Annotated in this window: 23 protein-coding genes, 3 tRNA genes and 1 rRNA gene; 10 read left to right on the forward strand and 17 right to left on the reverse strand. The window is 35.6% G+C overall.

Features of this window, described 5'->3' with window-relative positions; all coding sequences use genetic code 11:
* Positions 1-27: 27 nt before the first annotated feature.
* Positions 28-1,812, reverse strand: a complete 1,785-nt coding sequence (locus ABWU72_RS02525) for a hypothetical protein (RefSeq protein WP_155969213.1) — start codon at positions 1,810-1,812, stop codon at positions 28-30.
* A 144-nt stretch (positions 1,813-1,956) separates the two neighbouring features.
* Here ABWU72_RS02525 and priA point away from each other — a divergent pair, with 144 nt between their 5' ends.
* Positions 1,957-3,978, forward strand: coding sequence for a primosomal protein N' (gene priA / locus ABWU72_RS02530; protein ID WP_265032032.1), 2,022 nt, complete (start codon positions 1,957-1,959; stop codon positions 3,976-3,978).
* An 18-nt stretch (positions 3,979-3,996) separates the two neighbouring features.
* Here priA and petA read toward each other — a convergent pair whose 3' ends face one another.
* From petA to ABWU72_RS02560, 6 genes are all read right to left on the reverse strand, one after another.
* Positions 3,997-4,596: a ubiquinol-cytochrome c reductase iron-sulfur subunit gene (gene petA / locus ABWU72_RS02535; protein ID WP_155969209.1), complete on the reverse strand. Its 600-nt coding sequence runs from the start codon at positions 4,594-4,596 to the stop codon at positions 3,997-3,999.
* An 86-nt stretch (positions 4,597-4,682) separates the two neighbouring features.
* Complete coding sequence (gene gyrA / locus ABWU72_RS02540) at positions 4,683-7,391, reverse strand: DNA gyrase subunit A (protein ID WP_353283845.1); 2,709 nt, start codon at positions 7,389-7,391, stop codon at positions 4,683-4,685.
* 52 nt (positions 7,392-7,443) lie between these two features.
* Positions 7,444-7,516: transfer RNA gene (locus ABWU72_RS02545), tRNA-Val, on the reverse strand.
* A gap of 275 nt (positions 7,517-7,791) precedes the next feature.
* Positions 7,792-8,667, reverse strand: a complete 876-nt coding sequence (locus tag ABWU72_RS02550; protein ID WP_007548480.1) for a tetratricopeptide repeat protein — start codon at positions 8,665-8,667, stop codon at positions 7,792-7,794.
* Between the two features lie 164 nt (positions 8,668-8,831).
* Complete coding sequence (locus ABWU72_RS02555; protein ID WP_155969205.1) at positions 8,832-9,233, reverse strand: DUF1284 domain-containing protein; 402 nt, start codon at positions 9,231-9,233, stop codon at positions 8,832-8,834.
* The gene (locus tag ABWU72_RS02560) at positions 9,230-9,757 is read right to left on the reverse strand and encodes a biotin transporter BioY (RefSeq protein ID WP_155969202.1); all 528 of its coding nucleotides are present in this window, start codon (positions 9,755-9,757) and stop codon (positions 9,230-9,232) included. The genes ABWU72_RS02555 and ABWU72_RS02560 overlap by 4 nt, the downstream gene beginning before the upstream one ends.
* 85 nt (positions 9,758-9,842) lie before the next feature.
* Here ABWU72_RS02560 and ABWU72_RS02565 point away from each other — a divergent pair, with 85 nt between their 5' ends.
* Positions 9,843-10,430: a nitroreductase family protein gene (locus tag ABWU72_RS02565; RefSeq protein ID WP_155969200.1), complete on the forward strand. Its 588-nt coding sequence runs from the start codon at positions 9,843-9,845 to the stop codon at positions 10,428-10,430.
* A complete protein-coding gene (dapF, locus tag ABWU72_RS02570; protein ID WP_196770146.1) occupies positions 10,411-11,199 on the forward strand; it encodes a diaminopimelate epimerase in 789 nt (262 codons plus the stop codon). The genes ABWU72_RS02565 and dapF overlap by 20 nt, the downstream gene beginning before the upstream one ends.
* Positions 11,200-11,207: 8 nt before the next feature.
* Here the strand turns inward: dapF and sucD are convergent, their stop codons facing one another.
* The 9 genes from sucD to hemF all read right to left on the reverse strand — a co-directional run bounded on the left by sucD (position 11,208) and on the right by hemF (position 16,918).
* Positions 11,208-12,083, reverse strand: coding sequence for a succinate--CoA ligase subunit alpha (gene sucD, locus ABWU72_RS02575; RefSeq protein ID WP_155969196.1), 876 nt, complete (start codon positions 12,081-12,083; stop codon positions 11,208-11,210).
* 3 nt (positions 12,084-12,086) lie between these two features.
* Entirely contained in the window at positions 12,087-13,238 is a 1,152-nt protein-coding gene (gene sucC / locus ABWU72_RS02580) for an ADP-forming succinate--CoA ligase subunit beta (RefSeq protein ID WP_174515667.1), read from the reverse strand.
* Between the two features lie 37 nt (positions 13,239-13,275).
* The gene (gene rpsU / locus ABWU72_RS02585) at positions 13,276-13,476 is read right to left on the reverse strand and encodes a 30S ribosomal protein S21 (protein ID WP_006279819.1); all 201 of its coding nucleotides are present in this window, start codon (positions 13,474-13,476) and stop codon (positions 13,276-13,278) included.
* 199 nt (positions 13,477-13,675) lie between these two features.
* Positions 13,676-13,749 (reverse strand) — tRNA-Pro (locus tag ABWU72_RS02590).
* 209 nt (positions 13,750-13,958) lie between these two features.
* Complete coding sequence (locus ABWU72_RS02595) at positions 13,959-14,645, reverse strand: 16S rRNA (uracil(1498)-N(3))-methyltransferase (protein ID WP_006279818.1); 687 nt, start codon at positions 14,643-14,645, stop codon at positions 13,959-13,961.
* A 28-nt stretch (positions 14,646-14,673) separates the two neighbouring features.
* Positions 14,674-14,745: transfer RNA gene (locus ABWU72_RS02600), tRNA-Glu, on the reverse strand.
* Between the two features lie 68 nt (positions 14,746-14,813).
* On the reverse strand, positions 14,814-15,176 hold the full coding sequence (locus ABWU72_RS02605) for a hypothetical protein (RefSeq protein ID WP_223823129.1): 363 nt from the start codon (positions 15,174-15,176) through the stop codon (positions 14,814-14,816).
* A 50-nt stretch (positions 15,177-15,226) separates the two neighbouring features.
* The gene (locus ABWU72_RS02610; protein ID WP_353283846.1) at positions 15,227-16,012 is read right to left on the reverse strand and encodes a hypothetical protein; all 786 of its coding nucleotides are present in this window, start codon (positions 16,010-16,012) and stop codon (positions 15,227-15,229) included.
* An 81-nt stretch (positions 16,013-16,093) separates the two neighbouring features.
* Positions 16,094-16,918, reverse strand: coding sequence for an oxygen-dependent coproporphyrinogen oxidase (gene hemF / locus ABWU72_RS02615; RefSeq protein ID WP_155969192.1), 825 nt, complete (start codon positions 16,916-16,918; stop codon positions 16,094-16,096).
* Positions 16,919-17,078: 160 nt separating this feature from the next.
* Between hemF and ABWU72_RS02620 the strand changes: the two genes are divergently transcribed.
* The 3 genes from ABWU72_RS02620 to ABWU72_RS02630 all read left to right on the forward strand — a co-directional run bounded on the left by ABWU72_RS02620 (position 17,079) and on the right by ABWU72_RS02630 (position 21,340).
* Entirely contained in the window at positions 17,079-19,559 is a 2,481-nt protein-coding gene (locus ABWU72_RS02620) for a response regulator (protein WP_155969191.1), read from the forward strand.
* 90 nt (positions 19,560-19,649) lie between these two features.
* On the forward strand, positions 19,650-20,492 hold the full coding sequence (locus ABWU72_RS02625; RefSeq protein WP_006280226.1) for a ParA family protein: 843 nt from the start codon (positions 19,650-19,652) through the stop codon (positions 20,490-20,492).
* On the forward strand, positions 20,489-21,340 hold the full coding sequence (locus ABWU72_RS02630) for a ParB/RepB/Spo0J family partition protein (RefSeq protein WP_006279814.1): 852 nt from the start codon (positions 20,489-20,491) through the stop codon (positions 21,338-21,340). The genes ABWU72_RS02625 and ABWU72_RS02630 overlap by 4 nt, the downstream gene beginning before the upstream one ends.
* An 801-nt stretch (positions 21,341-22,141) precedes the next feature.
* Here ABWU72_RS02630 and ABWU72_RS02635 read toward each other — a convergent pair.
* On the reverse strand, positions 22,142-22,756 hold the full coding sequence (locus ABWU72_RS02635; RefSeq protein ID WP_155969120.1) for a hypothetical protein: 615 nt from the start codon (positions 22,754-22,756) through the stop codon (positions 22,142-22,144).
* A gap of 153 nt (positions 22,757-22,909) precedes the next feature.
* Between ABWU72_RS02635 and ABWU72_RS02640 the strand changes: the two genes are divergently transcribed.
* From ABWU72_RS02640 to ABWU72_RS02655, 4 genes are all read left to right on the forward strand, one after another.
* Positions 22,910-24,414: ribosomal RNA gene (locus ABWU72_RS02640) — 16S ribosomal RNA — on the forward strand.
* Between the two features lie 100 nt (positions 24,415-24,514).
* Positions 24,515-24,892 carry a succinate dehydrogenase, cytochrome b556 subunit gene (gene sdhC / locus ABWU72_RS02645; protein WP_007548462.1) on the forward strand — a complete coding sequence of 126 codons (378 nt, stop codon included), beginning with the start codon at positions 24,515-24,517 and terminating at the stop codon, positions 24,890-24,892.
* Positions 24,889-25,245: a succinate dehydrogenase, hydrophobic membrane anchor protein gene (sdhD, locus tag ABWU72_RS02650; RefSeq protein ID WP_155969122.1), complete on the forward strand. Its 357-nt coding sequence runs from the start codon at positions 24,889-24,891 to the stop codon at positions 25,243-25,245. The genes sdhC and sdhD overlap by 4 nt, the downstream gene beginning before the upstream one ends.
* 84 nt (positions 25,246-25,329) lie before the next feature.
* Entirely contained in the window at positions 25,330-26,574 is a 1,245-nt protein-coding gene (locus ABWU72_RS02655; protein ID WP_155969125.1) for a hypothetical protein, read from the forward strand.
* Positions 26,575-26,580 lie beyond the last annotated feature (6 nt).

Genomic DNA, 26,580 nt, shown 5'->3' on the forward strand with positions numbered 1-26,580 from the left:
TCACCAGATTGAATCTTGCTTTTTACATCACATTAACTCATCACTTTTATAGAACATCTCATTAAAATCATTTAGAGTTCCAAAATCCTGACCCTTGATAAACAGGTGATCATTAGCAACATGTGCTTCATCAAGAGTAAACAGCTCGTAATGATGATTGTGAGCGGGCCTAACAATTTCATTATATAAAACCATTACTTGTTCGTAGTTATATCCATCGCCAGCATGATATTTACCACGTACGGTATCATAAAAATTCTTTACATCATCATATGTCACTTGCAGCTCCACCTTATACTTTCCCACTTCAAGAGGACTTCCTGTCTTTATTTTTAAGGGATGTTGTGAATTTGCAACACTGTTAGAAGTTTCTGCTTCAATATCAGAATTTTTATCCATATTTTCTATCACACTTGCCATAACAGTTTCTTGTTCATCTTCTGTTGGTTTTGTTTGTTTTTCAGTCTTATTACTGCTACTGTCAGTTTCCACAGTTACTTTTTTTACTTCTATATCTTTTTGAGCTTTCTCATTACTTTGCTTGTGTATTTCATCTCCATGCAATTTTTCCTGCAGAGCTTTTTTCGTATCAGCATAATCATCACGATTGCTTTGCAAAGCTGGTTTATAACTGCTGCTATCATCCGCTTGCATTTGATCTATATAGTTAGATTCTTCTTCCTGTATAGTATTTTTTGCGTTATCCTCACCAACCGTTCCTTTCTCCCCAGACTTGGCTTCACTCTCTACCACAACTTCTTCGTCTACTTGCTCATCATCAATTGTAAATTCAGTACCTATCTGATTGCTATCTTCCTCCAATTCATTAGATAATTTTTCAGATAGCTGGTCACCACTCAAATATGGTTCCTTTGAATATTTAGCATAATTATGGGGATCGGTTCTGTTTTCTGAATAAAACCCACTTTCAAAGTCTGAGTAGGAGCTTTGATTGAGCACAAAAAATAAGTTTTCATAATTAACCAGCATATCACTATCAGGGCTAACAAAATTTAAATATTCATCGCCTTCCCATTCTGGGTGGTGTCTATACTCTGCTATGTAGTATTTACTAGAGTCGAGAGGTATCTTGTCACCTTCTTCCCCATCAAGTTGTAAAACTACTGCTGAATGCCCATTACCTAAATCATTACCTTTTACCACTTTGAATATTTTAATCTCATCCTTTTCTACAAGTTCTTTTAATTCCTCGTTCTTTTCATTTAACTCTTCCTCCCTTTGTCTTTCTGCTTCTCTTTCTCTTGCCAATCTTTCTGCTTCTTCATCAGCTTTCTTCTGCAGTTGTGAGAATACATTTTGTAATATATCTTGTGTGGTTAAGCTATTTGTATTGCTTAAAAAATTATCTAACACATTTGATGCAATTGGTGACAATTCACCGTGATCATCAAATACTTTTTCCTTTGCTTTATCATAGTGATTTGGGTTATAGATTGCATACAGAGGATAAAAACCATAATCTGCAATTGACGCTCCGTCAGGTGATAGTTCCATTGAGAATCCATAGTAATTAAGTGAAAGATTGGAGGTTAAATATTTACCGTTATCATCCCTAACGTATAGCTCACTTCTACCATTGTGCTCACTATATTTGTTGTAGTAGATATAAAAATTCTCATGGTTAAGATTGAAGTGATCATCTAGATTATCGAATTGAATTGTACTGCCAAGCTTCTCGCGCAAAAGATTTTTGCTTTCATCTGTAAGCTTTATATGTGCAGAAAAGTAGTATCGATCTATAGGTTCGCCTTTTTCTATTTCAAAGTTCAAAGTAATCTTGTCGTTGACCATTGGTAGCCTCCACAAATTCTATAAATCATTTTATTTATCAATCATACGGTCTGTACTATGAAAAATGTGTTAAACGTTAAGATTTTCTCTGTACCGATTCATCTATATTGCCAAGCTTAATAAAGTTACAAGCTCTTTAAAACAATGTTAAACTCAATCACTATGGCAAAAACAGTTGACGTATTACTACCACTTCCAATTGATCAGTTATTTTCATATGCAATTGAGGAAAATACTGAGATTTTACTTGGAGATTACGTAGTGGTGCCATTTGGCAAAAAACGCTTAATCGGAATAGTTTGGAAATACAGTGATAAAAGTAACCGAGAATTAAAATTTATTGAGCAAAAAATCGATTTACCAAATATTAGACCAAAATTGATCGCATTTGCAGAGTGGGTTGCGCAGTATAACTTAATACCTATTGGTATGCTTGCCAAAGTGATAATGGGAGGAGTGTTAAAAGTAAATCACATAGATAAATTGGTTTGTGCTAAGCAGAAGCAGGAAATAAGTGAAATAAGTTGCCAATTAAGCCCTGAACAGCAGGTAGCTAGTGATAAAATAATCAGCAGTTTGAATGAGTATTCAGTGACTTTGCTTGACGGTGAGACAGGGTCTGGAAAAACAGAAGTTTACTTATCCGTAGTTGCAAAATTGGTAGAGACTGTAAACAGTGCACAAATTTTAATCCTCTTGCCTGAAATTGTTTTAACTTCACAATTGGTAAATCGTGTTCGCGGTCAGATATCAAAAAACTTAGTTGAATGGCACTCAAGGCTCACTCCAAAAACTCGCCGAAGTAATTGGCTCAATATAGCAAGTGGAAATGCGCAGATAATTATTGGTGCACGATCAGCGCTTTTTTTGCCTTATAAAAACTTAAAATTGATTATCGTTGATGAAGAGCACGACTCATCTTTTAAACAAGAACAGGGAATTATATATAATGCTCGAGATATGGCGATAATCTTAGCCAAATTTGAAAATATTCCGATTATTTTATCATCAGCTACTCCACTGCTTGAAACGATTCATCATGTTAAAAACGGGAATTACAATCATGTAAAGCTAACCAAGCGATTCGGTGGTGCAGAATTGCCACTCATTAAAGTAGTGGATATGAGAAGCAATAAGCAATGGATCTCCGATGAGCTTTTTGAAAGCATCAAACAAACCATAGAGAAAAAACAGCAGGTTATGCTCTTTTTAAACCGCCGAGGGTATGCACAACTGGCAGTTTGTAAAAAGTGTGGATATAAAATTTCCTGCTTAAATTGTGCTGTTTGGCTTACATATCACAAGAAAAAGAATGCTCTTTTGTGCCATCATTGCTCTTATCAATTAAAACTTCCAGAAAAATGCTCTGATTGCCAGAGTGAACAGTCATTTTCCCTTTATGGCATAGGAATTGAAAGGTTACTTGAAGAAATGGTGAAATTAATACCAAACGCAAAAACTGCGATTATAAGCAGCGATCAGAAGTCGGTTAGTAACATCATTGATTTAGTGTTAAAGGAAGAGGTGAACATTATAATCGGCACACAGATAATTGCTAAAGGGCACAATTTTCCCAAATTAACTTTGGTTGGAGTAATAAATGCAGATTTGAGCCTCGAAAATTCTGATTTGAGAGCAGCGGAAAAGACGTATCAATTATTGCACCAAGTTGCAGGCAGATCAGGAAGGTTTAATGAAAAAGGAATGGTAATAGTGCAAACCAATAATCCTGAAGGTTCAATAATAAAAGCATTGCTGCATCAAAAAAGGGACTCATTTTATGAAATTGAACTTAAGTCAAGACGTGAAGCCAAAATGCCACCATTTAGCAGATTAATAGCGCTTATCATTTGTGGTAAGAATCAGATTGCAACACAAAAAGCAGCGAATGAAATAGTAAAATCTCTTCTTTGTCATCCAAGTAGCTTAACTACTTGTATCCAGGAAAAAAATGTAGGTGTAGACAAAAAGGAATTTGAAATTCTTGGCCCATCACCAGCAGCGATAAATTTTTTAAATAATAAGTATCGGTATAGGGTATTATTAAAAATACACAATAAGCATAGTCTATCCATACAAAAAAAGCTGAAATATTGGATTAAAAATTGTAACTTGAATTCGAGTATTGCAGTGATAATAGATGTTGATCCTGTGAGTTTTTTTTAACGAGTTTATTTATATTCGTTAAGCCTTCTTGCCAATTACCACAACATTCTCACTGGGAAAAAAATAATCAGGTACAGCCATATTTTTCGGTGCAGGACCCCCAATTACTCGACCTGATGTATCATAATATGAACCGTGGCAAGGACAGAACCAACCATTACCATCTCTTGTAGCGTGGTCAACCGGTACACACCCAAGATGTGTACATATTCCGATCATGATTAACCATTCGTCTTTTCCTTCGCGTACTCTTTGCTCATCTGACTCAGGGTCCCTCAAGTTCTTTACATTCACAGTTTTTGCAGCCTCAATTTCTTGCTTTGTGCGTCTACGAATGAATACTGGTTTACCTTGCCACTTTACTTTTACTCCGTGTCCTTCCTGAATTCCAGACAAATTCACCTCCACTGTGGAAGTTGCTAAAACTTCAGCAGAAGGATTCATAGACTTAACCAGTGGCCAAAGTCCACTTGCAGCTCCTATACCTGCCATAGCGCATGTAGTTAATGTTATAAAATCTCTCCTACTCTTATTTTTAGTAAGATCTTTAACAGGAGGTGTTTTTTTATCCTCTTTGTTTGCCAGTGGTTTTTTATTTTTAGTTAAATTTTTGTCCATTGATCTTTACTCAGCCATAAGTATATATTTTAAATTAAATACTGTGTATTAATCAACAAAAACTTGCGCTTTTTGTTTAACCTGTACTACAGTTGAGAAGAGATAGAGTTTTCAACTTCAGAAATACTATCTTCAGTGGAATCAGGATCTTCAATTTTCGCTACTGACACCACCTTTTCTCTACTTTCTGTTTTAAATAGAGTTACTCCCTGAGTGCTACGTCCTGCAATTCTGATATCATTTACTGAAATACGAATTAACTTTCCTTTATCTGTAATAAGCATTATATTATCACCCTGCTCAACTGGAAAACTAGCAATAACATTACCGTTTCTGCTAGTAGTAAGAATATTGGTGATACCAACACCACCCCTGTTAGTTATTCTATACTCATACGCAGAAGTTCTTTTACCAAAGCCATTTTCAGTAATAGTTAATATAAACTCCTCATTCACTGCAAGTTTTAAGAATAATTCGTTATCTATTCCTAAATCATTTAAAGTCTTTTCCAATTTAGAATCAATGGAGTTATTAATTGCAGTTCCCAGTCTTTTTGCAAGTGGAACTTTTAAGTAAAGTTCTTTTGTTTCTGTTGCTACACCTATCCCATTTAATATGGTCATGGATATCACACTGTCATTCTTTGCAAGTTTGATACCTCTTACGCCATCTGAATTGCGACTTTTAAATTGACGCACATCACTTACAACAAATCTGATACTTTTGCCGAATCTTGTTGAAAGAAAAACATGATCAATTGCATTGCATACTTTAACCGATATTAATTTGTCTCCTTCATCGAGCTTTATTGCTATTTTTCCATTGCTTGGAATATAGTGAAAGTCCGCTAAAGAGTTACGCCTTATGTTTCCATAGGCAGTAGCAAAAACTATGTTTTGATTCTCATCATTTTCACTTGGCAACGGCATGATATTAGTTATAGTTTCACCATCGCTAAGCGGGAATATATTAACAAGCGCTCTTCCACGTGCAGTTGGCTCTGCAAGAGGTAATTTATAAACTTTTAATCTATAAACTCGACCAATGTTAGAGAAGAACAAAACACTAGTGTGAGTATTTGTCACAAATAATTCTGTAATTACGTCTTCTTCTTTTAATCCCTGTCCTAGCTTTCCTTTTCCACCACGACGCTGAGTTCTGTAGTGAGAAAGCTTCACACGCTTGATATAACCATTCATAGTTACGGTTATCACCATATCCTCTTGTGGAATTAGATCTTCAGCTTCAATGTCCGCGTCTGACTCCTCTATTGAAGTTTTTCGCGGCACAGCAAATCTGTTCTTTATTTCTTGTAAATTGTTTTTTATTTCCTTCATCAACTTCTCTTCTGAGCCAAGAAAAGCGATATATTCTTTTATCAGGTTGATCATTGAACTTAGCTCAGCTTCTAATTTGTCTTTTTCAAGGCCTGTTAAACGCTGCAGTTTCATATCAAGGATAGCCTTAATTTGTAGCTCAGTTAATCTATACACTCCATCTTTCAAAAAACTTGCGCTATCTGAAATCAACTCGATAATAGTGTTGATTTCATTCGAAGTTTTCCATTCTTTATTTAAAAGTTCTCTACTTGCTTCCGCAGGGTCTTTTGCACCGCGGATGATTTTTATCACTTTATCTATGCTGAGGACCGCAATGTAGAGCCCTATATATATATGAGCTTTTTCTCTCGTTTTTCTTAGACGAAATTCTGTTCTCCTGATTAATACTTCTTTTCTAAAATCAACAAAAGCAGCTATGATTTCTTTTAATGACATCATAGCAGGCCTGTTGTTATTGAGCACTAAAGTGTTAACACTAAAACTGCTTCTTAATGGAGTAAGTCCCAATATTTGATTAAGTATAAAACTTGCTTCAGCATTTCTTCTGAGGTCAATTACTACTCTAATACCAGACTTATCGGACTCATCCCTAATCTCTGTTATGCCATCAATTCTTTTTTCTTTTACAAGCTCACCTATCTTCTCAATTAATTTTACTTTATTTACTTGGTAAGGTATTTCATCAATCACTATTACTTGCCTATCTTGCGGCAGGTCTTCTATGTGAGTCTTGCCTTGCACAACAATTGATCCACGACCTGTGGCAAACGCTGATCTTATTCCAGACCTGCCAAGAATTGTTCCCCCAGTTGGGAAATCCGGCCCTGGTATCACTTCAAGTAACTCATCCAAAGTCACTTCAGGATTATCTACATATAACATACAAGCATCTATTATTTCTCCAAGGTTGTGAGAAGGAATATTGGTTGCCATACCAACTGCAACACCACTTGCACCGTTTACCAATAGATTCGGAAACTCTGCAGGCAGCACAACAGGCTCTGTTTCATTTCCATCGTAGTTTGGCCTAAAATCAACTGTATCTTCATCAATATCATTCAGTAAAAAGTGCGACACTTTTTGAAGTCTTGCTTCTGTGTATCGCATTGAAGCTGGTGGATCTCCGTCTATCGAACCAAAGTTACCTTGCCCATCAACAAGTGGTAAAAGAAGAGAGAAATCTTGGGCCATTCTAACCAAGGAATCGTAAATAGCTGCATCACCATGTGGGTGATATTTCCCCATTACATCCCCTACTATACGAGCTGCCTTTTTATATGGCTTACCAGCATCGAATCCAGCTCTCGACATTGCATATAATATGCGCCTATGAACAGGTTTAAATCCATCTCGCACGTCAGGTATAGCCCGGCTTATGATAACGCTCATTGCGTAGGAAAGATAAGAATCTTCCAGCTCTTTTACTATTGAGATTGGTACTATATTATCCTGCATTTTCTATACTTTAATTGAAGTAATTAATAATACTAACATTCAGTTAAGCAAATGGGCAATGACAGACTTGAACTGCCGACCTCCTCGGTGTAAACGAGATGCTCTACCAGCTGAGCTAATTGCCCCTTTAGATCTAATTCTATAGCTCAATATTATTATTGTAAACAAAAATAGCGATAAATTGTGTCCGTTCAGCCAATGGCGTCAACTTAAGGAAAAATATCAGCGATAGTGTATAAAATTTCTCTCTAAAACTTTTACCATTAAATTATCCAAAGAGTGCAAGGGACAGCACTTTTGTTTCTGTTTTATTTCAACACAGAAGTCTAAAATGTGTCCTTAAGTTGACGCCATTGCCTGAACAGATACGATAAATTAGCTTTAGGTAAGCTATAAGCTTTTATGAAATCTTTGGGTGCGTGCTGTGAAGTTTTATAAATTTTAGTCTTGCTGTCACTTTGTATAAAGGTATTTTTTCACTCACATCTTTCGAAGTTGTAGCCATGTTTAACAACTTTAAGTAGAATATTGTAGCATTTTGAAAATCTGAAAGTTTATCTAGAATAACAGCTAAATTATAAGTATAAAAAATATTGTTTTCATCGAGGGAAATAGCAGTTATCATATACTCTTTACCTTTTACATAATCCTCCTTTTTCATATAGATCAGACCTAAATTTGCTAATAAAGGAGCATAATTTTTATGTATATCATACAATTTTAACATTTCACTCAACGCCAGATCAGGATCATATTGTGAGATTATCGTCAGAAAATTTTTTAATATGTAAGGGTTACTAGGGTGTTCTTTTAACAGTCTTGTGTAAATCTCTACAGCTTTTTTGTATTCTTTATTAGCGTAATAAATATTTCCCAATCCAATTAAAGCATTTTTATGATAAGGAAACTTTGCAATGATCTGATTAAGGAGAGAAATAGCTGTTTCATTATCTCCTGATTCAAAGGAATCTTTTGCTTTTTTTAAAGTAGAGTATATGTCAAAACTCTTGCCAGAATTCTGCGCAATTTTGATGTTAAATTTATCACTTTTTCTCTCAATAACATCAAGATCTTTATATTTTTTATCAGCTTTTATATGCTTGACAACACTATCAAAGGCCTTCTGTATCTCCAAATTTTCACTAGCATAGGTAACAGAAGACCTCCATAAAATCACAACGCAAATTAACATGCAGATAAACATAGGTCCTAGTGTTGTGGCATTGGCTGCAGCGTGTAACCAGTAAACCTTATTTCTTTGAGCTATATGCAACACATTACAAATTCATAAATGCTAAATTACCTATCTCATACAATAATAAAGATATTATTAATTAGCGGGACGAACATGCTGTGTAGCCTTTCAGAATGCATTTATCTTTTGTCTTCCATATTTCGCTTTATTTCCACAAAAATGCTTCGATTTATCTTAACATTTTGTCAACTACCTTTATAGGAATGACAATTTAAAAGGGCATTTTTACATATTTCATATGGCTGCCAGTTGCACCCCTCACATGCGTACTCGAATTTCTCTAAAGACATTTTCTCCCTAATCTTTTCTACCGCTTCACTCCAGGTCAAAGTCTCGCCAATTTTAATTCCTAAAATTTCCATATGCCTTCTATCTAGCTCTAAAACTTTAGCTTGTGTGGTGCATTTACCTTGTTTAGTCTGATTTGGACAAGCACTACAGATATTATCAAGGTTACCAACTACTTCGATTTGAGTACTAATTACTTTGCTTGCTATCCTTTTATAATTTTCTACAAAACCCTGAGAATACCCATATCCCCGAAACGCGAGGGTGCACATGAAATGATGAGGGCGGAATTTTATCATTTTTTCAAATATTGCAAAGCTGCTACAAGTAGAAAAATTTTTACCAAACCAGGAAGGATAAATGGCAAAACACCCACCATTATTGCTTGTCTCAGACCCAAGTAAACAGCAAGCCAACTAACACCACAAATAAAGATTATAACTGTACCAGCCAGACAACTTAAAGAATTACACACAAATGATTTATACTTAGAGTTCAGTAATTCATTTACTTTGCTCATTACCATAACAGCAGCTAAACAGCCAATTAAATATCCACCTGTTGGTCCAAGGAGAGCGTGATAACCACCAGAAAAATTTGCAAGAACAGGCAATCCTGCTGCACCAAGTGATAGATATGTAAGCACAGAATAGAATGCTGTTCTGCGGTTAAATTTAAGCCCAATAAGCATTACTCCTAAAGTTTGCAATGTGATAGGCACAGGCTGCAATGGTATACTTATTTGAGCCATCAAGAATAAAAGTAAAACGCAAGACAATATTTCAGCCAGTGTTGATCTGCTGCTAGATTGTGTTATAAACATACCTTCCCAATAAAAATAACTTATTAAATGTAATATATGTGTATGAGAGGTTTTGCAATTTAAATTTTGCTTATATTGTGCTACAATGAATTATTTATGCACTATTAAATTAAAAATGATGAGTAAACAAGATCTATTATCGTTGATGAAAGCAAGACACAGCGGACGTTCATACGATCCTACAAGAGCAATATCTCAGGAAGACATGGATATTTTAATGGAAGCTGTAAGGCTGACTCCCTCATGTTTTGGTGATGAACCTTGGAGATATGTGATATGCAATAAACAGAGCAATCAAAACGCATGGGAAAAATTGCTAAATTGTCTTGATGAATCTAATCAAAAGTGGGCAAAAGATGCACAAGTGTTAATCATATCTTTAAGCGCTAAGAATTTCCGCAAATCTGATAAAGGTGAAAATTTTTGGGCTAATCACGATACTGGTGCAGCGAATTATGGACTTATGTTACAAGCTGCAGTTATGAACTTAATGGCCCATCAAATGGGTGGATTTGATAGAGATAAAATAGTGAAAGAGTTCAATATACCCAATGACTTTAACGTAATGTCAGTGATAGCGGTTGGTTACGAAGAAGAGGGCGCTGAAACAAGTAAGAAAAAAAGGAGACCAATAGAAGAAATGTTTTTTTATGATGAGTGGCCAAGGTCCTGAAAATTTTATCAAAATGCACGGAACTGGTAACAACTTCGTTATCATAGACTCACGTTCAGCAAATGATTTAAATTGGAACTATAAAAAAATTGCTAACCAAAACGGTTGCGATCAAGTCATAGTGATAACAAACTCCAGTTTAGCCGATTGCTTTATGCATATCTATAATGCTGATGGTAGCAAAGCTGAAATGTGCGGAAATGCAGCACGTTGCGTTGGATATTTGCTAATGTCAGAAAAAGGTACTGAGTATATCACTATTGAGCTGGTAAACAAACGCATTTTAGAGTGTTTTAAAGTTGGTGATAAATCCATAAAGGTTAACATGGGTAAACCTTTGCTAAAATGGCATAAAATTCCCTTGTCTACTGAGTGTGACACTCTTCACTTACCTATAGAGCTTGAAATGCTAAAAGATCCTGTTGCAGTAAATATTGGTAATCCTCACATAGTTTTTTTTGTTGATAACGTAAATGAAATACCATTGCAAAGTTTAGGATCAAAGTTGGAAAGTCACGTATTATTTCCTCAGAAAATTAATATTAGTATTGCACAAGTTGAAAAGTCTGGAGAAATAGCTTTAAGAGTTTGGGAAAGAGGTACAGGCATTACTGCATCATGCGGTAGTGCAGCCTGTGCAGCACTTGTTACATCCACACTACGTGGATATCTGACTGTCCAACAGACTTCAGTAAATTTACCAGGAGGGAAGTTATTAATCGAATGGGCAAATAACGTATTCATGACCGGTGATATAGGGTTTTTGTGACCCTAATTCTAGTGATGCATTACTTCCAATACCTTCTTACCAATTACTGCAGGGGTTTCAGCAATTGCAATCCCGGCACTCCGCATAACTTCTAGTTTTGCACCAGCACTTCCACCGCTGGAAGAGATGATTGCTCCAGCGTGTCCCATACGTCTTCCTGGAGGTGCCGTTTGGCCTGCTACAAAACCAACGATTGGCTTTTTAGTTTTTTCTGTTTTCACAAAATGTGATACATCTTCTTCTTCGTTTCCACCTATTTCACCAATAACTACAATACCATGAGTATCGTTATCTTTTAAAAAGAGCTCCATACAGTCAACAAATGTCATACCATGAACTGGATCCCCCCCAATTCCGATACATGTGGATTGACCAAGACCAACAGCAGTTGTTTGTGCTACTGCTTCGTAAGTTAAAGTTCCAGAGCGAGACATAATTCCTATGTGTCCACGCTTATGGATATGGCCAGGCATAATTCCTATTTTGCACTCTTCAGGCGTAATAATTCCCGGACAGTTGGGACCAACCAATCGACTTTTTGAATCAACAAGCGCGCGCTTAACTTTCACCATATCAAGTATAGGAATGCCCTCTGTAATACAAACTATCAATTCTATTTTTGCATCTATTGCTTCAAGTATTGCAGCAGCAGCAAATTTAGCAGGTACATATATAACTGTAGCATTTGCACCGGTTTTTTCTTTGGCTTCTGCTACAGTATTAAAAACCGGTAAATTAAGGTGAGTGCTACCACCCTTTCCAGGAGTTACACCTCCCACCATTTTCGTTCCGTAATCAATTGCTTGCTCTGAATGAAATGTGCCTTGTGCACCAGTAAAACCCTGGCATATTAATCTTGTATCTTTATTTACTAAAACGGACATGCTTTATTTTACCTCTTTTACTATCTTTTGCGCAGCTTCATCTAGCTCATCTGCAGCAATAATATTTAATCCCGACTCTTCTAAAATTTTTTTTCCTTCTTCAAAATTAGTACCTGATAATCTAACCACTAGAGGAACTTTAATGCTCATTTCTTTTGCAGCCGCAACAATTCCACTTGCGATAATATCGCAACGCATTATACCACCAAATATATTAACCAAAATTCCTCTTACGTTGCTATCAGACAATATGATTTTAAATGCTTCAGTTACAGTTTCTTTACTCGCTCCACCACCAACATCCAAAAAGTTAGCAGGCTCTGCTCCGTAGTATTTTATTATATCCATTGTTGCCATAGCAAGACCTGCACCATTTACCATGCAACCAATACTGCCATCCATTTTGATGTAACTGAGCCCATACTTTGAAGCCTCTATCTCTTCTTTCACTTCTTCATCATAATCACGAAGTTCCATAATTTCTGGGTGACGATATAAAGCATTATCATCGAAATTAATTTTTGCATCGAGCGCAATAAAATCTCCAGAATTTGTTTCAACCAGTGGATTAATTTCAATTTGGCTCGCGTCAGTTGCAATAAATGCATCATATATTTTTTTTGCAATGTTCGATATCTTTTCTATTTGTTCTGGACTCAAATGAAAACTGCTGCTTAACTTGCTGCTATCAAAACTTGTAGCAGAATCAATATCAAATTTCACAATTTTTGCGGGAGAATTTTTCGCCACTTCTTCGATGTCCATTCCACCCTCTGAGGAAAATATGAATATTGGCCTACTGAGCTTCGGGTCGATTACCAGGCTTAAATAATACTCTTTCTTAATGCTTGAGCCTTCTTCAACGTACACTTTTCTTACTTGCTGCCCGCTTGGCCCTGTTTGATGAGTAACTAAAGTCATACCAATCATGTCCTTTACAAACTGTTGAGCTTCTTCAACTGACTTTGCTAGCTTTACGCCACCGGCTTTACCCCTACCACCTGCATGAATTTGAGCTTTAACTACAAACACGTCAGATTTTAATTGACTTACTTGAGTCTTTACTTCTTCCGCAGATGTAGCAACAAAACCTTTTGGCACTGGGACATTAAATTTATGCAAAACTTCTTTCGCTTGATATTCGTGAATATTCATAAAATAACCAATGATAAACTATTAACTTGAGTACAAACTACCAACCATAACGCTGCCTTCTGCACTCTTGTTGGTACCTCTTTTTTTTAGCTTCAGCTTTCTTTTTAGCTCTTTTTTCTGATTTTTTTTCATGATATTGTTTTTTCATTTTCAACCCTCTTCCTTCCTTTTGAATTGTTTTTTTCAATACTGGAAGAGCTCTGTCTACATCACCATAATGGACTGATACTTCTATCAAACTCTATACCTCCTTCGGTAATCATGTCAAAATCTATTTATAAATTAGAAAATTAACATTGTCAATTATTTTATAAACTTGAGCGTTAAAATATAATATGCCACAATTTACATGGTAAATGATGTCATTCCAGTGTCAGCTACTTGCTTACTGATGGAGATTGCTCTTATATTGCAGCGTTTTTACAATCGTACTAACATCGGGGCGGAGAGATTTGAACTCCCGACCCTTTGGTCCCAAACCAAATGCGCTACCAGGCTGCGCTACGCCCCGACTTCTTTACTCAGAGTATCAATAACTCAGGCAAAATGCAAGATTCATTTGTTTACTTTAGAAAAAATATAATACGAGATTTAATATTATCTTAGAATATGTTTTTTATTAGCTACTCTTTAACAACAGACTGCTTCGTAGAGAGTCTACAGAGTTTTTGTGCGCGCAACACTGAACCAGATTTCTTTATCTTAGCCATATTTAAAAATCTAGCTACACCAATTGGTGAAAGTGAGTGCAGCAACTACAGCAGTATCGACCCTTAAAATTCTTTTTCCTAGACTCAATTTTTGACAAAACTTATCGGCAAGATCAAGTTCATAAGATGAAAAACCACCTTCAGGGCCAACAATAATAGCAACATTTTTTTTGCCTTTCAGCACTTTGTCAGCTTTACCTGTTTCATCACACAAAACAAAATTTTTACTCTGGGAATCAGGTAACTCACAAAAGTTAATAGGAGGCAAAATCTCTGGTATACTTATCCTACCTGATTGTTCCGCTGCTTCGATTGCTTGTAATTTTGCTCTACTTAGGTTAATATTTTTTACCACTGTACGTTCCGTTGAAATAAATTGAATGCAGATTACTCCCATTTCAGTTGCCTGTCTTACTATATTGTTCAAAGCAGCACTTTTTACCATGGCACAATACAGGTATAAATTTTCCTCATATTGCTGTTGTTTAGTGCATTCTTTGGGTGTAACTTCTGTCAATTTACGCGATATATTAACTACTTCTCCTAACCATTCTCCATCTTTTCCATTAAAAAGAGAGAGATTATCATACTTCTTAAGCCGCATTACATTGCAAATATAGTGACTTTGTTGTGGATTAAGTGCTAAACTCACGCCTTGTGATAAAGCTTCTTCAACATAGAGCCTAATTTTTCCCATTCAAAACTTTAATTATATTCTACTTGAGTGACTCTTACGGGATTTGAACCCGTGTTACCACCGTGAAAGGGTGGTGTCCTAACCACTAGACGAAAGAGTCAACTTGAATCTAACTAGGTTATATCGATTACATATATAAAGTCAATTCAATTATTTTGAATCACATAGTTAGAGGGATATATCAGTAATCTTATATCGACAGCCTCCTATTACTCCATGCTCAATACTCACTGAACCTATCTCAGATTTAGGAGCTAATTCTAATTGTTGTTCAACTTTTGTATCGGAATCATAGCCAGAATCGTAGCCAGAATCTCTACGCTCATATTTCTGCCTTATTTCTTCTACACTAAAGCCAGCCTTGGTCTTAATTTTTTGATCATTAGTCTGTTGCTGACTTATCGACTTATTAGCACTTAGCTCATTTAGCTTCACTTGCCAATCATTCACTTTATCTTGCACTAACCCATGGCAAGTTCCAGAATTAGCTTTTATGTCTTTTGCTTTTCTTTCTGCTCTTTTCTTGGACAAATCTACCCTAGCATAAATAGGTTCTGACGACTGTTCTGGCTCTTTCTGTTTTAGGCTAGTAGGCTTTTTTGTTCTGAAAGATCATCTATAGTGCAATAAATAGGTTCTTCTGATATACTCAAATAACCACTATCTTCCAATGATAAATTTTCAGTGGATTTTTTATGTGAATCATATATTTCAGCATAAATAGATTCTTCTGATACACTCAAATAACCATTCTCCCCTAATGAGTTACTAACCTTAGCATCATACACCTCAGCGTAAATTGGCTCTTTTGAAGGCAAAGCATCATAATTAGTGCTCTTTGGCTTATACTCAAAAGTTCTAGAAGGTTTTTGAGGTGGTATTACATTGTTGTTCACCTCAGCGTACATAGTTATTGGCTCATATTCAGAGGTTCTAGGAGGTTTTTGTTGTATAGCTTCAACATTCAAATCATCTGTAGAATAATACTCTGCGCCTTTTCCTAGTAAAAAGGAAACTGTGGGGTGAAGAGTTATCTCTGCTGGTAAGTTTTTCTCACTATCCAATTTTAGATTTTTTGATTCTGCTAAACTCTCAATAACACGAATTATAACATTCTTTCCATTCTCATCTATTGAGTGGATATCAGCTCCACGATTAATCAGCAATTCCATTATTTTGTGATCTGTAGCATGTCCTAAAGCTTGATTATTATTTATATCAAATGATCCTGTATTCTTGAGAGACATAGTCTTTGAAAAGAATTTTCTAAAACTATTTAATGCATCATAGAGAATTAGAGTCAGTTTAACACCTTTTATGTCATTGTTTTTGACAGATTTAATTAAAAAATTATCTATTATGCCCATGATTATACCCCCTATATAAAAGCTCACTACCATGGTACAATTTTAAACTATGATGATTTATTTTCTACTAATAGCAGCTCTCTATAACCACTTAACAAGTGGTGGCATTGACATCATAATTGCATCTGGATTGCCGTCAGTCATTAAACCAAACCTTGTGCCACGATCGTATAACAGATTGAATTCTACATATCTGCCACGTTTTATTAATTGATTTTCTCGTTGTTCTTTTGTCCAAGATTTTTGCATATGTTTACGTATGACGTGCGAATAAATTTCCAAAAAGGCTTCACCTACTGCTTTTGTGAACTCAAAATCGTTTTCCCAGTTGCCAGAACTCAGATTATCATAGAAAATACCACCAATGCCACGTGGCTCTTTTCTGTGTTGTAAGAAAAAATAATTGTCACATTGCTCTTTAAATTTTGGATAATATCCGGTGTCAAATCTATCACATGTCATTTTGATTGATTCATGAATATACTTGCAATCTTCTTCATTTCTATATATTGGCGTAAAATCCATTCCTCCACCAAACCATTGTTTTGAAGTATATATCAGCCTTGTGTTCATATGCGCTGCAGGGATAAGGGGCGATTGCATATGAGACACTAAAGATATACCGCTTGCCCAGAACTCTCCGTTACTTTCACTTGCACCAGGAATTTCATTAATGGCTGAATCTGCAAATTTTCCGTGTACTTTTGAAACGTTTACTCCAACTTTTTCAAAAACATTACCAAAAATAATTGTAGATTCACCACCTCCACCACCTGGGCGATCCCACTTTCTCTTTTCGATCTTTGGCTCTGCGGATGATTGTTTTTCAATTAATAAGAAAGATTCTATGATCTTATCTCTTAGTGCACAGAACCATTTAAATGCTTGTGTTTTTTGTTTTTCCATAATATCCTCTTGCTAGCTTATTAACATTGTTATATCTGATATTTAAGGAACTTAATTAGATTTGGATGATAATTATCTATCAAAGACGTTAATAAATCTATAATAATTAAATCAATATAATAGAACATTTTCGTATGTACAACAATGCCAAGTAACAATAATGAATAAAAGATACATAGATAACAAAAAAGAGAACAGGGTTGACTTCATACTAAGAAATTATGGAATGTCAATTGTTGTGATGGCAGTTATTATGCTCTTACCTCCAGTAGCAATATCGATACTCTACTTTTTTGATATATATAGTCAGCATATTAATATAGAGATTAATTTATTAGTTAGCATTCTAACAACTCTCTTTATGATGTATAATGTAAAACGCTACAGATACCTACTTAATACTATAGAATTTCAAAATGCAATATTTGCAAATGCACTAAATCATAATACAGAATTTTGCCTTATTTTACATAAAGATGAGGGTGTTATTTATGCTGATGCAAGGTTCTACGAAAGGTTTAAAGATCATATAGATGATGACATTACGTTAGACAAGATTCTTGAAATAGGAGATGTTTCAGAAGCAGACAAAAAAGTACTCTATCATGCACTAAAAAATAACTCTTCTGTACAGGTATGCATTTCCTTAAACAAGAAGAATAGAGTATCTAACTTTCTTTTGCTCTTTGAGCCGATACCAGATAATCCCCAAATTGCTATAAATAGTAATAAGATTTTAAATTTATCATTAGTGCCAATAGCAAGGCCAGATGGGTATTTTGTATTAAAAGCAACACAGATAAACAAGGAGCAGATATATGAAGAGTTAATAGAAAAACACAGCATAGGAACTTACATTGCAAATGCCAAAGGGGTGATTTTATCTGTAAATAAAAGATTTTTAGACATATTTGAACTGAAAAAACTGGAAAAAGGTAGCTCAATCAGTGATTTTATATCTCAATCTAAATATAACAATACAACAACCGATAATGAAATTTTGTTTTTTACTATAAGTGGTATTCCATTCAAGGCTTATATGAGCACTGCTATATTTTGTGATAAATACAACCATAGCTATATATATGGCTTTATAACACCAACCGAATCAAATATTGTTGATTATCAATTACACCCTTGTTTTGCAAATTCATCAATTGCTATTGCACAATGTGACATAAACGGCAACTTTGTAAAGAAAAATACGGCACTAATAAAGCTTGCAGGGTCAGATAATAATTCAATCTTTACGTTGATATTGGATAGTTATCATGTGAAAATACGTGAATATTTTTCGAGTAATAGAATAAATAATGCGTCTTTTGATGTACAGCTCAACGGCGGTAATAACATAAAAATATATTTCAATAAGTTTCTTCATAATAAAATGATCTTCATACTTTGTTATTTTATTGACAATACTGAACACAAAAACCTAGAGATAAAGCTTGAGCATTATCAAAAGATGCAAGCTATAGGGCAGTTAGCAGGTGGTATTGCGCATGATTTCAACAATATATTGACTGGGATAATAGGATTTTGCGATTTGCTTTTACTCCAGCATTCAGCTGGTGATCCATCTTTTGGAGATATAATACAGATACAGCAAAATGCAAAGCGTGGATCAAATTTAGTAAGACAATTGCTTGCTTTCTCAAGAAGACAGACCTTGCAGCCAAAAATTATTGATGTAAATAATACTATAGCTAATCTTTATGAAATGATAAAAAGATTAATAGGTGAAAATATAAAATTTAATATTTATTATGGTAGAGACTTGGGTGCTGTTAGGGCTGATCAAGGGCAATTAGAGCAAGTTATACTTAACTTAGCAGTCAATGCTAGTGCTGCTATGGAAAAGGGCGGAGAATTAACTATACGAACCTTTAATCAAAAGATTGACTCATTAAATTCTACACCTCAGGATATGTTTTCTCCAGACAAGGAAGCGATTGAACATGGAAATTATGTTGTGATTGAAGTAATTGATACTGGATGTGGAATGACGAGTGATACAACTGAAAAGATCTTTGATCCATTTTTTTCTACCAAAGATATTACCTCTGGTACAGGTCTTGGCCTCTCTACTGTATATGGCATTATTAAACAAACTGAAGGATACATCTATGTTGCTAGCAAAGTAAATCATGGAACTAAATTTAGCATATTTTTGCCCATGGTTTACATATCAGATGAAAATGATAGAGAGGAAGATAGTGAAGAAACAGAAAGACCGGTAGTAAGTGAAATTAAAGGTAATGGTATAATTTTATTAATCGAAGATGAAGATTCAGTAAGGGAATTCATCTCTAAAGCACTCAAAAGAAAAGGATTTGATGTAATAGAAGCAAGCATAGGCAGCGAGGCGCTAGAAATAATCAGTAAAAAAAGTCAACACATAGATCTTATAATCACTGATGTAATCATGCCAGAGGTGAGCGGCCCAGAAATAGTTAAAGAAGCATTGATCCATAGGCCAAATATCAACGTTATTTTTATTTCTGGGTATGCAGAAGATGCTTTTTTAAAGAGTGATGACATCAATATAGAAGATTTTCACTTTTTGCCAAAACCATTCACTCTGAATGAATTAGGAAACAAGGTTCAAAGTGTGTTACACAAAGCAAAAAAGACAGTCTAATTTTAGTGTGGTTAACAACAAAAAAATTTTCTAATGCAAAAGTTTCTTGCATATATACAATAGAATTATTTTATACATAAGATAAAAGGCGTGAGCAAGATTATTGCAATAGTAAATCAAAAGGGTGGAGTTGGCAAAACCACAACTAGTATAAATTTGTCGACAGCCTTTGCTGCTGTGGGAAAAAGCACTTTATTGGTAGATCTTGATCCTCAAGGAAATGCTAGCACCGGGCTCGGGATTTCTTATCGTAGTAGGGAAGAAAAAAATATATACAAAATACTACTAAGCAGCGAAAATAAATTGATAGAATCGGCAATTTTCAATATAAAGGAAATTCCAAATTTATCACTAATTTCGTCAGTAGTTGATTTATCAGCTGCAGAAATTGAATTATCGCAACTTGAGCGAGGAAAATTTGTGCTAAAAAGCGCATTAGAGAAGATACGTGATAATTATGAGTATATAATCATCGATTGCCCTCCATCACTTGGGCTTCTAACCATAAATGCTTTGACTGCTGCTAATTCTATTATTGTCCCTCTTCAGTGTGAATTTTTTGCTTTGGAGGGATTAAGCCATTTAGTTAAAACTGTAGAGCTGATAAAAAGAAATAACCTAAACCCTTTTTTGGCAATAGAAGGGATAGTGTTAACAATGTATGACAGGCGCAACAAACTCAGTGAACAGATTAAAAACGATATTTGCCAGTATTTAAATGATAAAGTATACAAAACTATCATCCCATTGTATGAGACTGTTATTCCACGTAACGTACGGTTATCAGAAGCGCCTTCTCATGGAAAACCCGCTATTGTGTATGATCTTAAGTGTCCTGGTGCACAAGCATATATAAGTTTGGCAAGGGAAATTTTAAAAAAGCACGCGAGCAGTTGTAAGGAGAAGAAACTAGTAAGCGAGGGCGTAGTATGAAGGATGATAGACGCCTCGGCAGAGGTCTTGCCGGCCTCATAGGCGATAATTATGATAATAAAGAAGATCGACAAGAGCATTTGCCTATTTCATTACTGCACCCAAGCAAATTTCAACCGAGGAAACATTTTGACGAGGAGTCATTAAGAGAACTTGCAAATTCGATAAAGAAAAGTGGCATTATACAGCCTATCGTGGTACGCAAAGATTCAAATGATGATGGTTATGAAATAATAGCTGGAGAACGTCGTTGGCGAGCAAGCAAGATTGCAAATCTTGATAGTGCACCGGTTATCATAAAAGATCTGAGCGACAAGGAATGCTTGGAAGTATCCATTATTGAAAACATACAAAGGCAAGATATTAATCCAATAGAGGAAGGTGAAGCTTACAGAAAACTGATAGATGAGTTTTTCTATACACATGAGGAATTAGCTTCAGCTATAGGCAAAAGCCGCAGCCACATAACCAATATGATTCGGATGTTGTTGCTCCCTGATAGGGTGAAAACAATGATCAATGAGAAAAAATTGTCTATGGGTCATGCAAGAGCGTTGATTAATGTTGAAAATGCGGAAAGTATTGCAGAAAAAATAGTTTCTCAGGGCTTAAGCGTTAGACAAACTGAAAAACTGATAAAGGACCTACATCAAAACAACAATCAAAAAGAGCAGAGATATACTAGAAATCAAGATATGACAGTAATAGAAGGCGCTATATCTTCTCAACTAGGTTTAAAGATCAAAATTAATGACAACAATTCTAAGGGTAAAGTTATGATACGGTATGATAATCCAAATGAATTGGATTTGATATTGAAAATTTTGAATAGGAAACTTGAGGCATAGCTAGTAGTTGGCTAGCAAAGCAACAAACCAATATCAACTGTTGGTGCCATGAAAGTAGCTGACACTGGAATCCAGGAATTTTATTAAGTTGGTAAGCATAAAAGTATAACTTCTACGTCATACCGCCGCGGTATCCGCTAACAAGCAGCGGGGTGACGATTGTCAGGGTAGCTGTCATCCCAGTGCCCTGACTACTTGGATCCAGGAAAAAGAATGGTGTCATCCCAGTGCGTGATACCCTAGTAGAAATCGTTTTTGTAATTGCAACATTCGTGCAATCTTTAGCCATAAATATTTAAAAAATTTACCAAATGAAAAAAAAGGCAAAAGAAACCCTGGGGTTATTATCCGCTTTAAAATATTGGCGTTTTTTATGTTTTAAACGCTTGACAAGCAAGATTAAGCTGCTTTTAATTGCAACTAACTTACGCTGCAAATGTTTAAGAAGTTTACTAAGCAGAAAAAAAGACAAAGAATCCCCGAGTTAGCTAGTCTTTTACTATCTCTGTCGAGTATTGGCATTTTTTGATGTCTTGTAACGCTTTATAAGCGCGTTCAGCTTATTTAGATAAAAATCTAGATGTAGATGAAGTTTTGTAAAGACATACAGTATCTATATACTGCAAAAAATTGAACATAAGACGCCGATACATTAAGTAATCCTTACCTTTTAATCTGCAGATTGGCGAAAGCAAATACAATAGCTTCACTATCATGATAAGGGGGCTGGCGAAGGGTGTCAAGTAAGTTTTTTCGTTTCATCCGATGCGCTGCCAAAAGCTATGCAAAAAGTCCAATGAGTTAACTCCCATATATCCTGAGTAATTCTTGTGCATTAGCTTTGATTAGGATAGGGCATTTTCTATCATTTAATAGGGAACGCAATATTTCAGTTGCACCCTTAACGTCGTTATTGTGTATCTTTACTACAGCAATAGCTTCTTGGCTTGAATAAGGATACACTGTGCTTGATTCTAAATTATCAATTTTATCTTTATTTATTTTTTCACCGTTGGAGTGAAGTAAGCTCATTACTTCTAAATATTGTGCTAACTCACGCAAAACATTAGGAGCATCTTTATCATCTGCCAAATCATTATAAATAGATGCTGTGTCTGTTGGCATTGAATCTGAGATATGATTGAATGCGCGTTCAAAATTTGCTAAATACTCCCAATTTGAATCTATTTCTTCTAGCAGCGGCTTATTATCTTTTTTTAAGAATAATACTTCGTAAAACTTGTCACCTGCAGTTATAGATTGTTTTGTGTTATCAATGTTGCGCAATAAGTATAATGTGATGCCAACTAACATTGGCGCGAGTGCAAGCAGAAAGATGTATTTTTTCATGGTAATATTCCAAATAGTTATATATTTATACATTAATGCTTTTGATTTGCAAAAACATATTGACATAGTGATTATATCACATAATAATATTCTTAAAGTTGTTTGAATAGTTGGAGATTAAAATATTTCTAAAGTAGAAATAAAGACAGCAGTATTAAGCTAAATTATTTTTTGTCGGATTTATCCGATGTACCCTCAACCTTTTATAGGTTGAAGTCTAAATTTGAGAGTTTGATCCTGGCTCAGAATGAACGCTGGCGGCAGGCCTAACACATGCAAGTCGAACGGAGTTATATTGTAGCTTGCTATGGTATAACTTAGTGGCAGACGGGTGAGTAATGTATAGGAATCTACCTAGTAGTACGGAATAATTGTTGGAAACGGCAACTAATACCGTATACGCCCTACGGGGGAAAAATTTATTGCTATTAGATGAGCCTATATTAGATTAGCTAGTTGGTGGAGTAATAGCCTACCAAGGCAATGATCTATAGCTGATCTGAGAGGATGATCAGCCACACTGGAACTGAGATACGGTCCAGACTCCTACGGGAGGCAGCAGTGGGGAATATTGGACAATGGGCGAAAGCCTGATCCAGCCATGCCGCATGAGTGAAGAAGGCCTTTGGGTTGTAAAGCTCTTTTAGTGAGGAAGATAATGACGGTACTCACAGAAGAAGTCCTGGCTAACTCCGTGCCAGCAGCCGCGGTAATACGGAGAGGGCTAGCGTTATTCGGAATTATTGGGCGTAAAGGGCGCGTAGGCGGATTAGTAAGTTAAAAGTGAAATCCCAAGGCTCAACCTTGGAATTGCTTTTAAAACTGCTAATCTAGAGATTGAAAGAGGATAGAGGAATTCCTAGTGTAGAGGTGAAATTCGTAAATATTAGGAGGAACACCAGTGGCGAAGGCGTCTATCTGGTTCAAATCTGACGCTGAGGCGCGAAGGCGTGGGGAGCAAACAGGATTAGATACCCTGGTAGTCCACGCTGTAAACGATGAATGTTAAATATGGGAAGTTTTACTTTCTGTATTACAGCTAACGCGTTAAACATTCCGCCTGGGGACTACGGTCGCAAGATTAAAACTCAAAGGAATTGACGGGGACCCGCACAAGCGGTGGAGCATGTGGTTTAATTCGATGCAACGCGAAAAACCTTACCACTCCTTGACATGGAAATTATACCTATTCGAAGGGATAGGGTCGGTTCGGCCGGGTTTCACACAGGTGTTGCATGGCTGTCGTCAGCTCGTGTCGTGAGATGTTGGGTTAAGTCCCGCAACGAGCGCAACCCTCATCCTTAGTTACCATCAGGTAATGCTGGGGACTTTAAGGAAACTGCCAGTGATAAACTGGAGGAAGGTGGGGATGATGTCAAGTCATCATGGCCCTTATGGAGTGGGCTACACACGTGCTACAATGGTGGCTACAATGGGCTGCAAAGTCGCGAGGCTAAGCTAATCCCTTAAAAGCCATCTCAGTTCGGATTGTACTCTGCAACTCGAGTGCATGAAGTTGGAATCGCTAGTAATCGTGGATCAGCACGCCACGGTGAATACGTTCTCGGGTCTTGTACACACTGCCCGTCACGCCATGGGAATTGGTTTCACTCGAAGCTAACGACCTAACCGCAAGGAGGGAGTTATTTAAAGTGGGATCGGTGACTGGGGTGAAGTCGTAACAAGGTAGCAGTAGGGGAATCTGCAGCTGGATTACCTCCTTAGGCTTTGCGCATAACTTACCATTTTTAATGATGGTGTTGTTATGTGCTATACTGCTGTCTTTACTTCTACTTTATTTTAATTTCCCGATAACGGAATTTTATGAGTGATAGACCTCTTTCTCCACATTTACAAATATATAAAGTACAAGTTACTAGTTTTTTCTCTATTATGCATAGATTGACTGGTATCTTGCTATTCCTTTTATTAATGATACTTTCTTGGTATTTCATATTACATGTTTACTTTCCTGAGTTACTTATAGTAAGGTACTTAAATGCATTATTATTCACTCCTGTTGCTAAATTAGCTTATGTCTTATGTTTTATAAGTTTTGTATATCATTTTCTTAATGGTATTCGTCATTTATTGTGGGATGCTGGGCTTAATTTAGAAATTACTGGCGTTTCAAGGAGTGCTATACTGCTGACAGTAACGCTACTTCTTTCTACTATGGCTTTTTTATTTATGTTTATATGAGTCAGTCTGGAAATTCAGTACATCATTGGTGGGTTCAGCGTGTTTCTGCGGTAATTTTACTGTTCCTGTTTTCTTGGTTTATCTATTCATTTTCTTGCACATTTTATACTGATAGCTCTTTGTCTTTTAGTGAAAAATTTATTAATCACCCTCTAGAGCTTTTATTTTTTGTTGTATTGTTGTTTTGCATTTTTTGGCACGCAGTTCTTGGAATGCAGGTAGTATGCGAAGATTATATACACAGCGTACCTTTGAGGATTTTTACAATTACATGCATAAAGTACTTATCAAGCATTACTTATATAACCCTCGCTTTTACAATCTTTATCTTCTACAGGCATATTTTCTTGTAAAATCACCGGTGCTGTGTTAATATATTATTAGTGTACTAGTTTTATTATTGAACTATAGCATTATAGCGATTTTGGTTTGACAATATGTTTGAAGCATTAAAAAAGGGAGCAATAGATCTTACACTTAAAGCAAAAGGTCTGCTTACTTCACCTGAATCTCAAGTTTACGTCGAAGACCTTAGAAAGGTAATGATGTATGATGGAAGGAAATGCCAGTATCCAAAAAATTATGATCAAATTGTACAGTCTGCTAAAATCATAGAAAACAGGGATATGCATGGAAATGCTATACTAGATAAAGATAAAAATCCAACCTATAAACTTTTGTATGGTCAAAAAGATGAGAATGGAGAACAACCAAGTTTCAGATTATCTTTAGTTACCAAAGATAAAGATAATGATAGATCTTATTTTACTATCAATTATATAGACAATCAGGGTAAGCAAATTCCGATAAATGAGTTGCATAAGTCATATTTTGAGCCATTAGGCTTTTCGAGAATGGATTTGAAAAAACACGTGCCAATTTTTGAAGCTGAAAAAACTAAGGATCCTCAATATCCATTTGAATTAACTAATTCTTCTGTGCTAACTAAAGAGGTAAAAAATAAAGAAGGTAAAGTTCAGGAAGTTGTTGATGAAAAAGGAAGAAATGGAGAATTATTATACACTAGTGATTACAAGAAGCTAAGCACCCATTTTTCAGAAATTAGAGATCAGAATGGTAATCTAGAGCTAGATAAAAGTCTTATATCTGTTCCTATCGTTTTTGCTACAAGCTTGGCTAAAGTTTGTACTAAATTGTTGACTTCTCTTCCTATAAAGTTAGGGGAGCATTTAATAAGCAAACAAAACCCAATTGCAAAGTCTTTTGGTTATCTTTTATTCACTCCTGCAGCGGCAGTAAAAAATTTAGTGGATATGGGAGCTACCATACTTAAGGCTCCAATTTTATTGTTTGTAGCAAATGAGAAAAAATATGGTGATGCTTACTTCACTATGTGGAAACACCAATTGAAAGGATGTTGGGAAGAAGCAAAAAGTGACTTTAATGTTATTAAGGGTGGAGAAAGGCTAAAGCCAGGGCAAAAGGATCATAAGCCACTTAGTATAGTGGGCACATGGGATGAGCTTAACGCTAGAAGGCCAAAGAAACAAGGGAATGATAAAGAAGTTAGCAAGAGTAATGAAATACTAAAGAGTCCTGAGGAAGAACAAAATAAGGGTAATGAAATATTAAGTGATAAAAGAAAAGGTCATGTTGAGGAATTACAAAATAGAAGAAATTCACAGCAAGGGCAAGGCGCTACACATGATCACTCTCATTAGCAATTA

It is taken from the genome of Wolbachia endosymbiont (group A) of Lypha dubia (genome assembly GCF_964028575.1).
Taxonomy (GTDB): Bacteria; Pseudomonadota; Alphaproteobacteria; order Rickettsiales; family Anaplasmataceae; genus Wolbachia; species Wolbachia pipientis.

Excerpts from the sequence above, each read along its gene's own strand:
- ABWU72_RS02655 (WP_155969125.1), top strand. The coding sequence starts at position 25,330 with ATGTTTGAAGCATTAAAAAAGGGAGCAATAGATCTTACACTTAAAGCA.
- ABWU72_RS02560 (WP_155969202.1), bottom strand. The coding sequence starts at position 9,757 with ATGTTTATAACACAATCTAGCAGCAGATCAACACTGGCTGAAATATTG.
- ABWU72_RS02555 (WP_155969205.1), bottom strand. The coding sequence starts at position 9,233 with ATGATAAAATTCCGCCCTCATCATTTCATGTGCACCCTCGCGTTTCGG.
- sucC (WP_174515667.1), bottom strand. The coding sequence starts at position 13,238 with ATGAATATTCACGAATATCAAGCGAAAGAAGTTTTGCATAAATTTAAT.
- sdhC (WP_007548462.1), top strand. The coding sequence starts at position 24,515 with ATGAGTGATAGACCTCTTTCTCCACATTTACAAATATATAAAGTACAA.
- ABWU72_RS02525 (WP_155969213.1), bottom strand. The coding sequence starts at position 1,812 with ATGGTCAACGACAAGATTACTTTGAACTTTGAAATAGAAAAAGGCGAA.
- ABWU72_RS02620 (WP_155969191.1), top strand. The coding sequence starts at position 17,079 with ATGAATAAAAGATACATAGATAACAAAAAAGAGAACAGGGTTGACTTC.
- ABWU72_RS02635 (WP_155969120.1), bottom strand. The coding sequence starts at position 22,756 with ATGTCAATATGTTTTTGCAAATCAAAAGCATTAATGTATAAATATATA.
- ABWU72_RS02630 (WP_006279814.1), top strand. The coding sequence starts at position 20,489 with ATGAAGGATGATAGACGCCTCGGCAGAGGTCTTGCCGGCCTCATAGGC.
- hemF (WP_155969192.1), bottom strand. The coding sequence starts at position 16,918 with ATGGAAAAACAAAAAACACAAGCATTTAAATGGTTCTGTGCACTAAGA.
- ABWU72_RS02610 (WP_353283846.1), bottom strand. The coding sequence starts at position 16,012 with ATGGGCATAATAGATAATTTTTTAATTAAATCTGTCAAAAACAATGAC.
- ABWU72_RS02595 (WP_006279818.1), bottom strand. The coding sequence starts at position 14,645 with ATGGGAAAAATTAGGCTCTATGTTGAAGAAGCTTTATCACAAGGCGTG.
- sucD (WP_155969196.1), bottom strand. The coding sequence starts at position 12,083 with ATGTCCGTTTTAGTAAATAAAGATACAAGATTAATATGCCAGGGTTTT.
- priA (WP_265032032.1), top strand. The coding sequence starts at position 1,957 with ATGTTAAACTCAATCACTATGGCAAAAACAGTTGACGTATTACTACCA.
- dapF (WP_196770146.1), top strand. The coding sequence starts at position 10,411 with ATGAGTGGCCAAGGTCCTGAAAATTTTATCAAAATGCACGGAACTGGT.
- petA (WP_155969209.1), bottom strand. The coding sequence starts at position 4,596 with ATGGACAAAAATTTAACTAAAAATAAAAAACCACTGGCAAACAAAGAG.
- ABWU72_RS02565 (WP_155969200.1), top strand. The coding sequence starts at position 9,843 with ATGAATTATTTATGCACTATTAAATTAAAAATGATGAGTAAACAAGAT.
- gyrA (WP_353283845.1), bottom strand. The coding sequence starts at position 7,391 with ATGCAGGATAATATAGTACCAATCTCAATAGTAAAAGAGCTGGAAGAT.
- sdhD (WP_155969122.1), top strand. The coding sequence starts at position 24,889 with ATGAGTCAGTCTGGAAATTCAGTACATCATTGGTGGGTTCAGCGTGTT.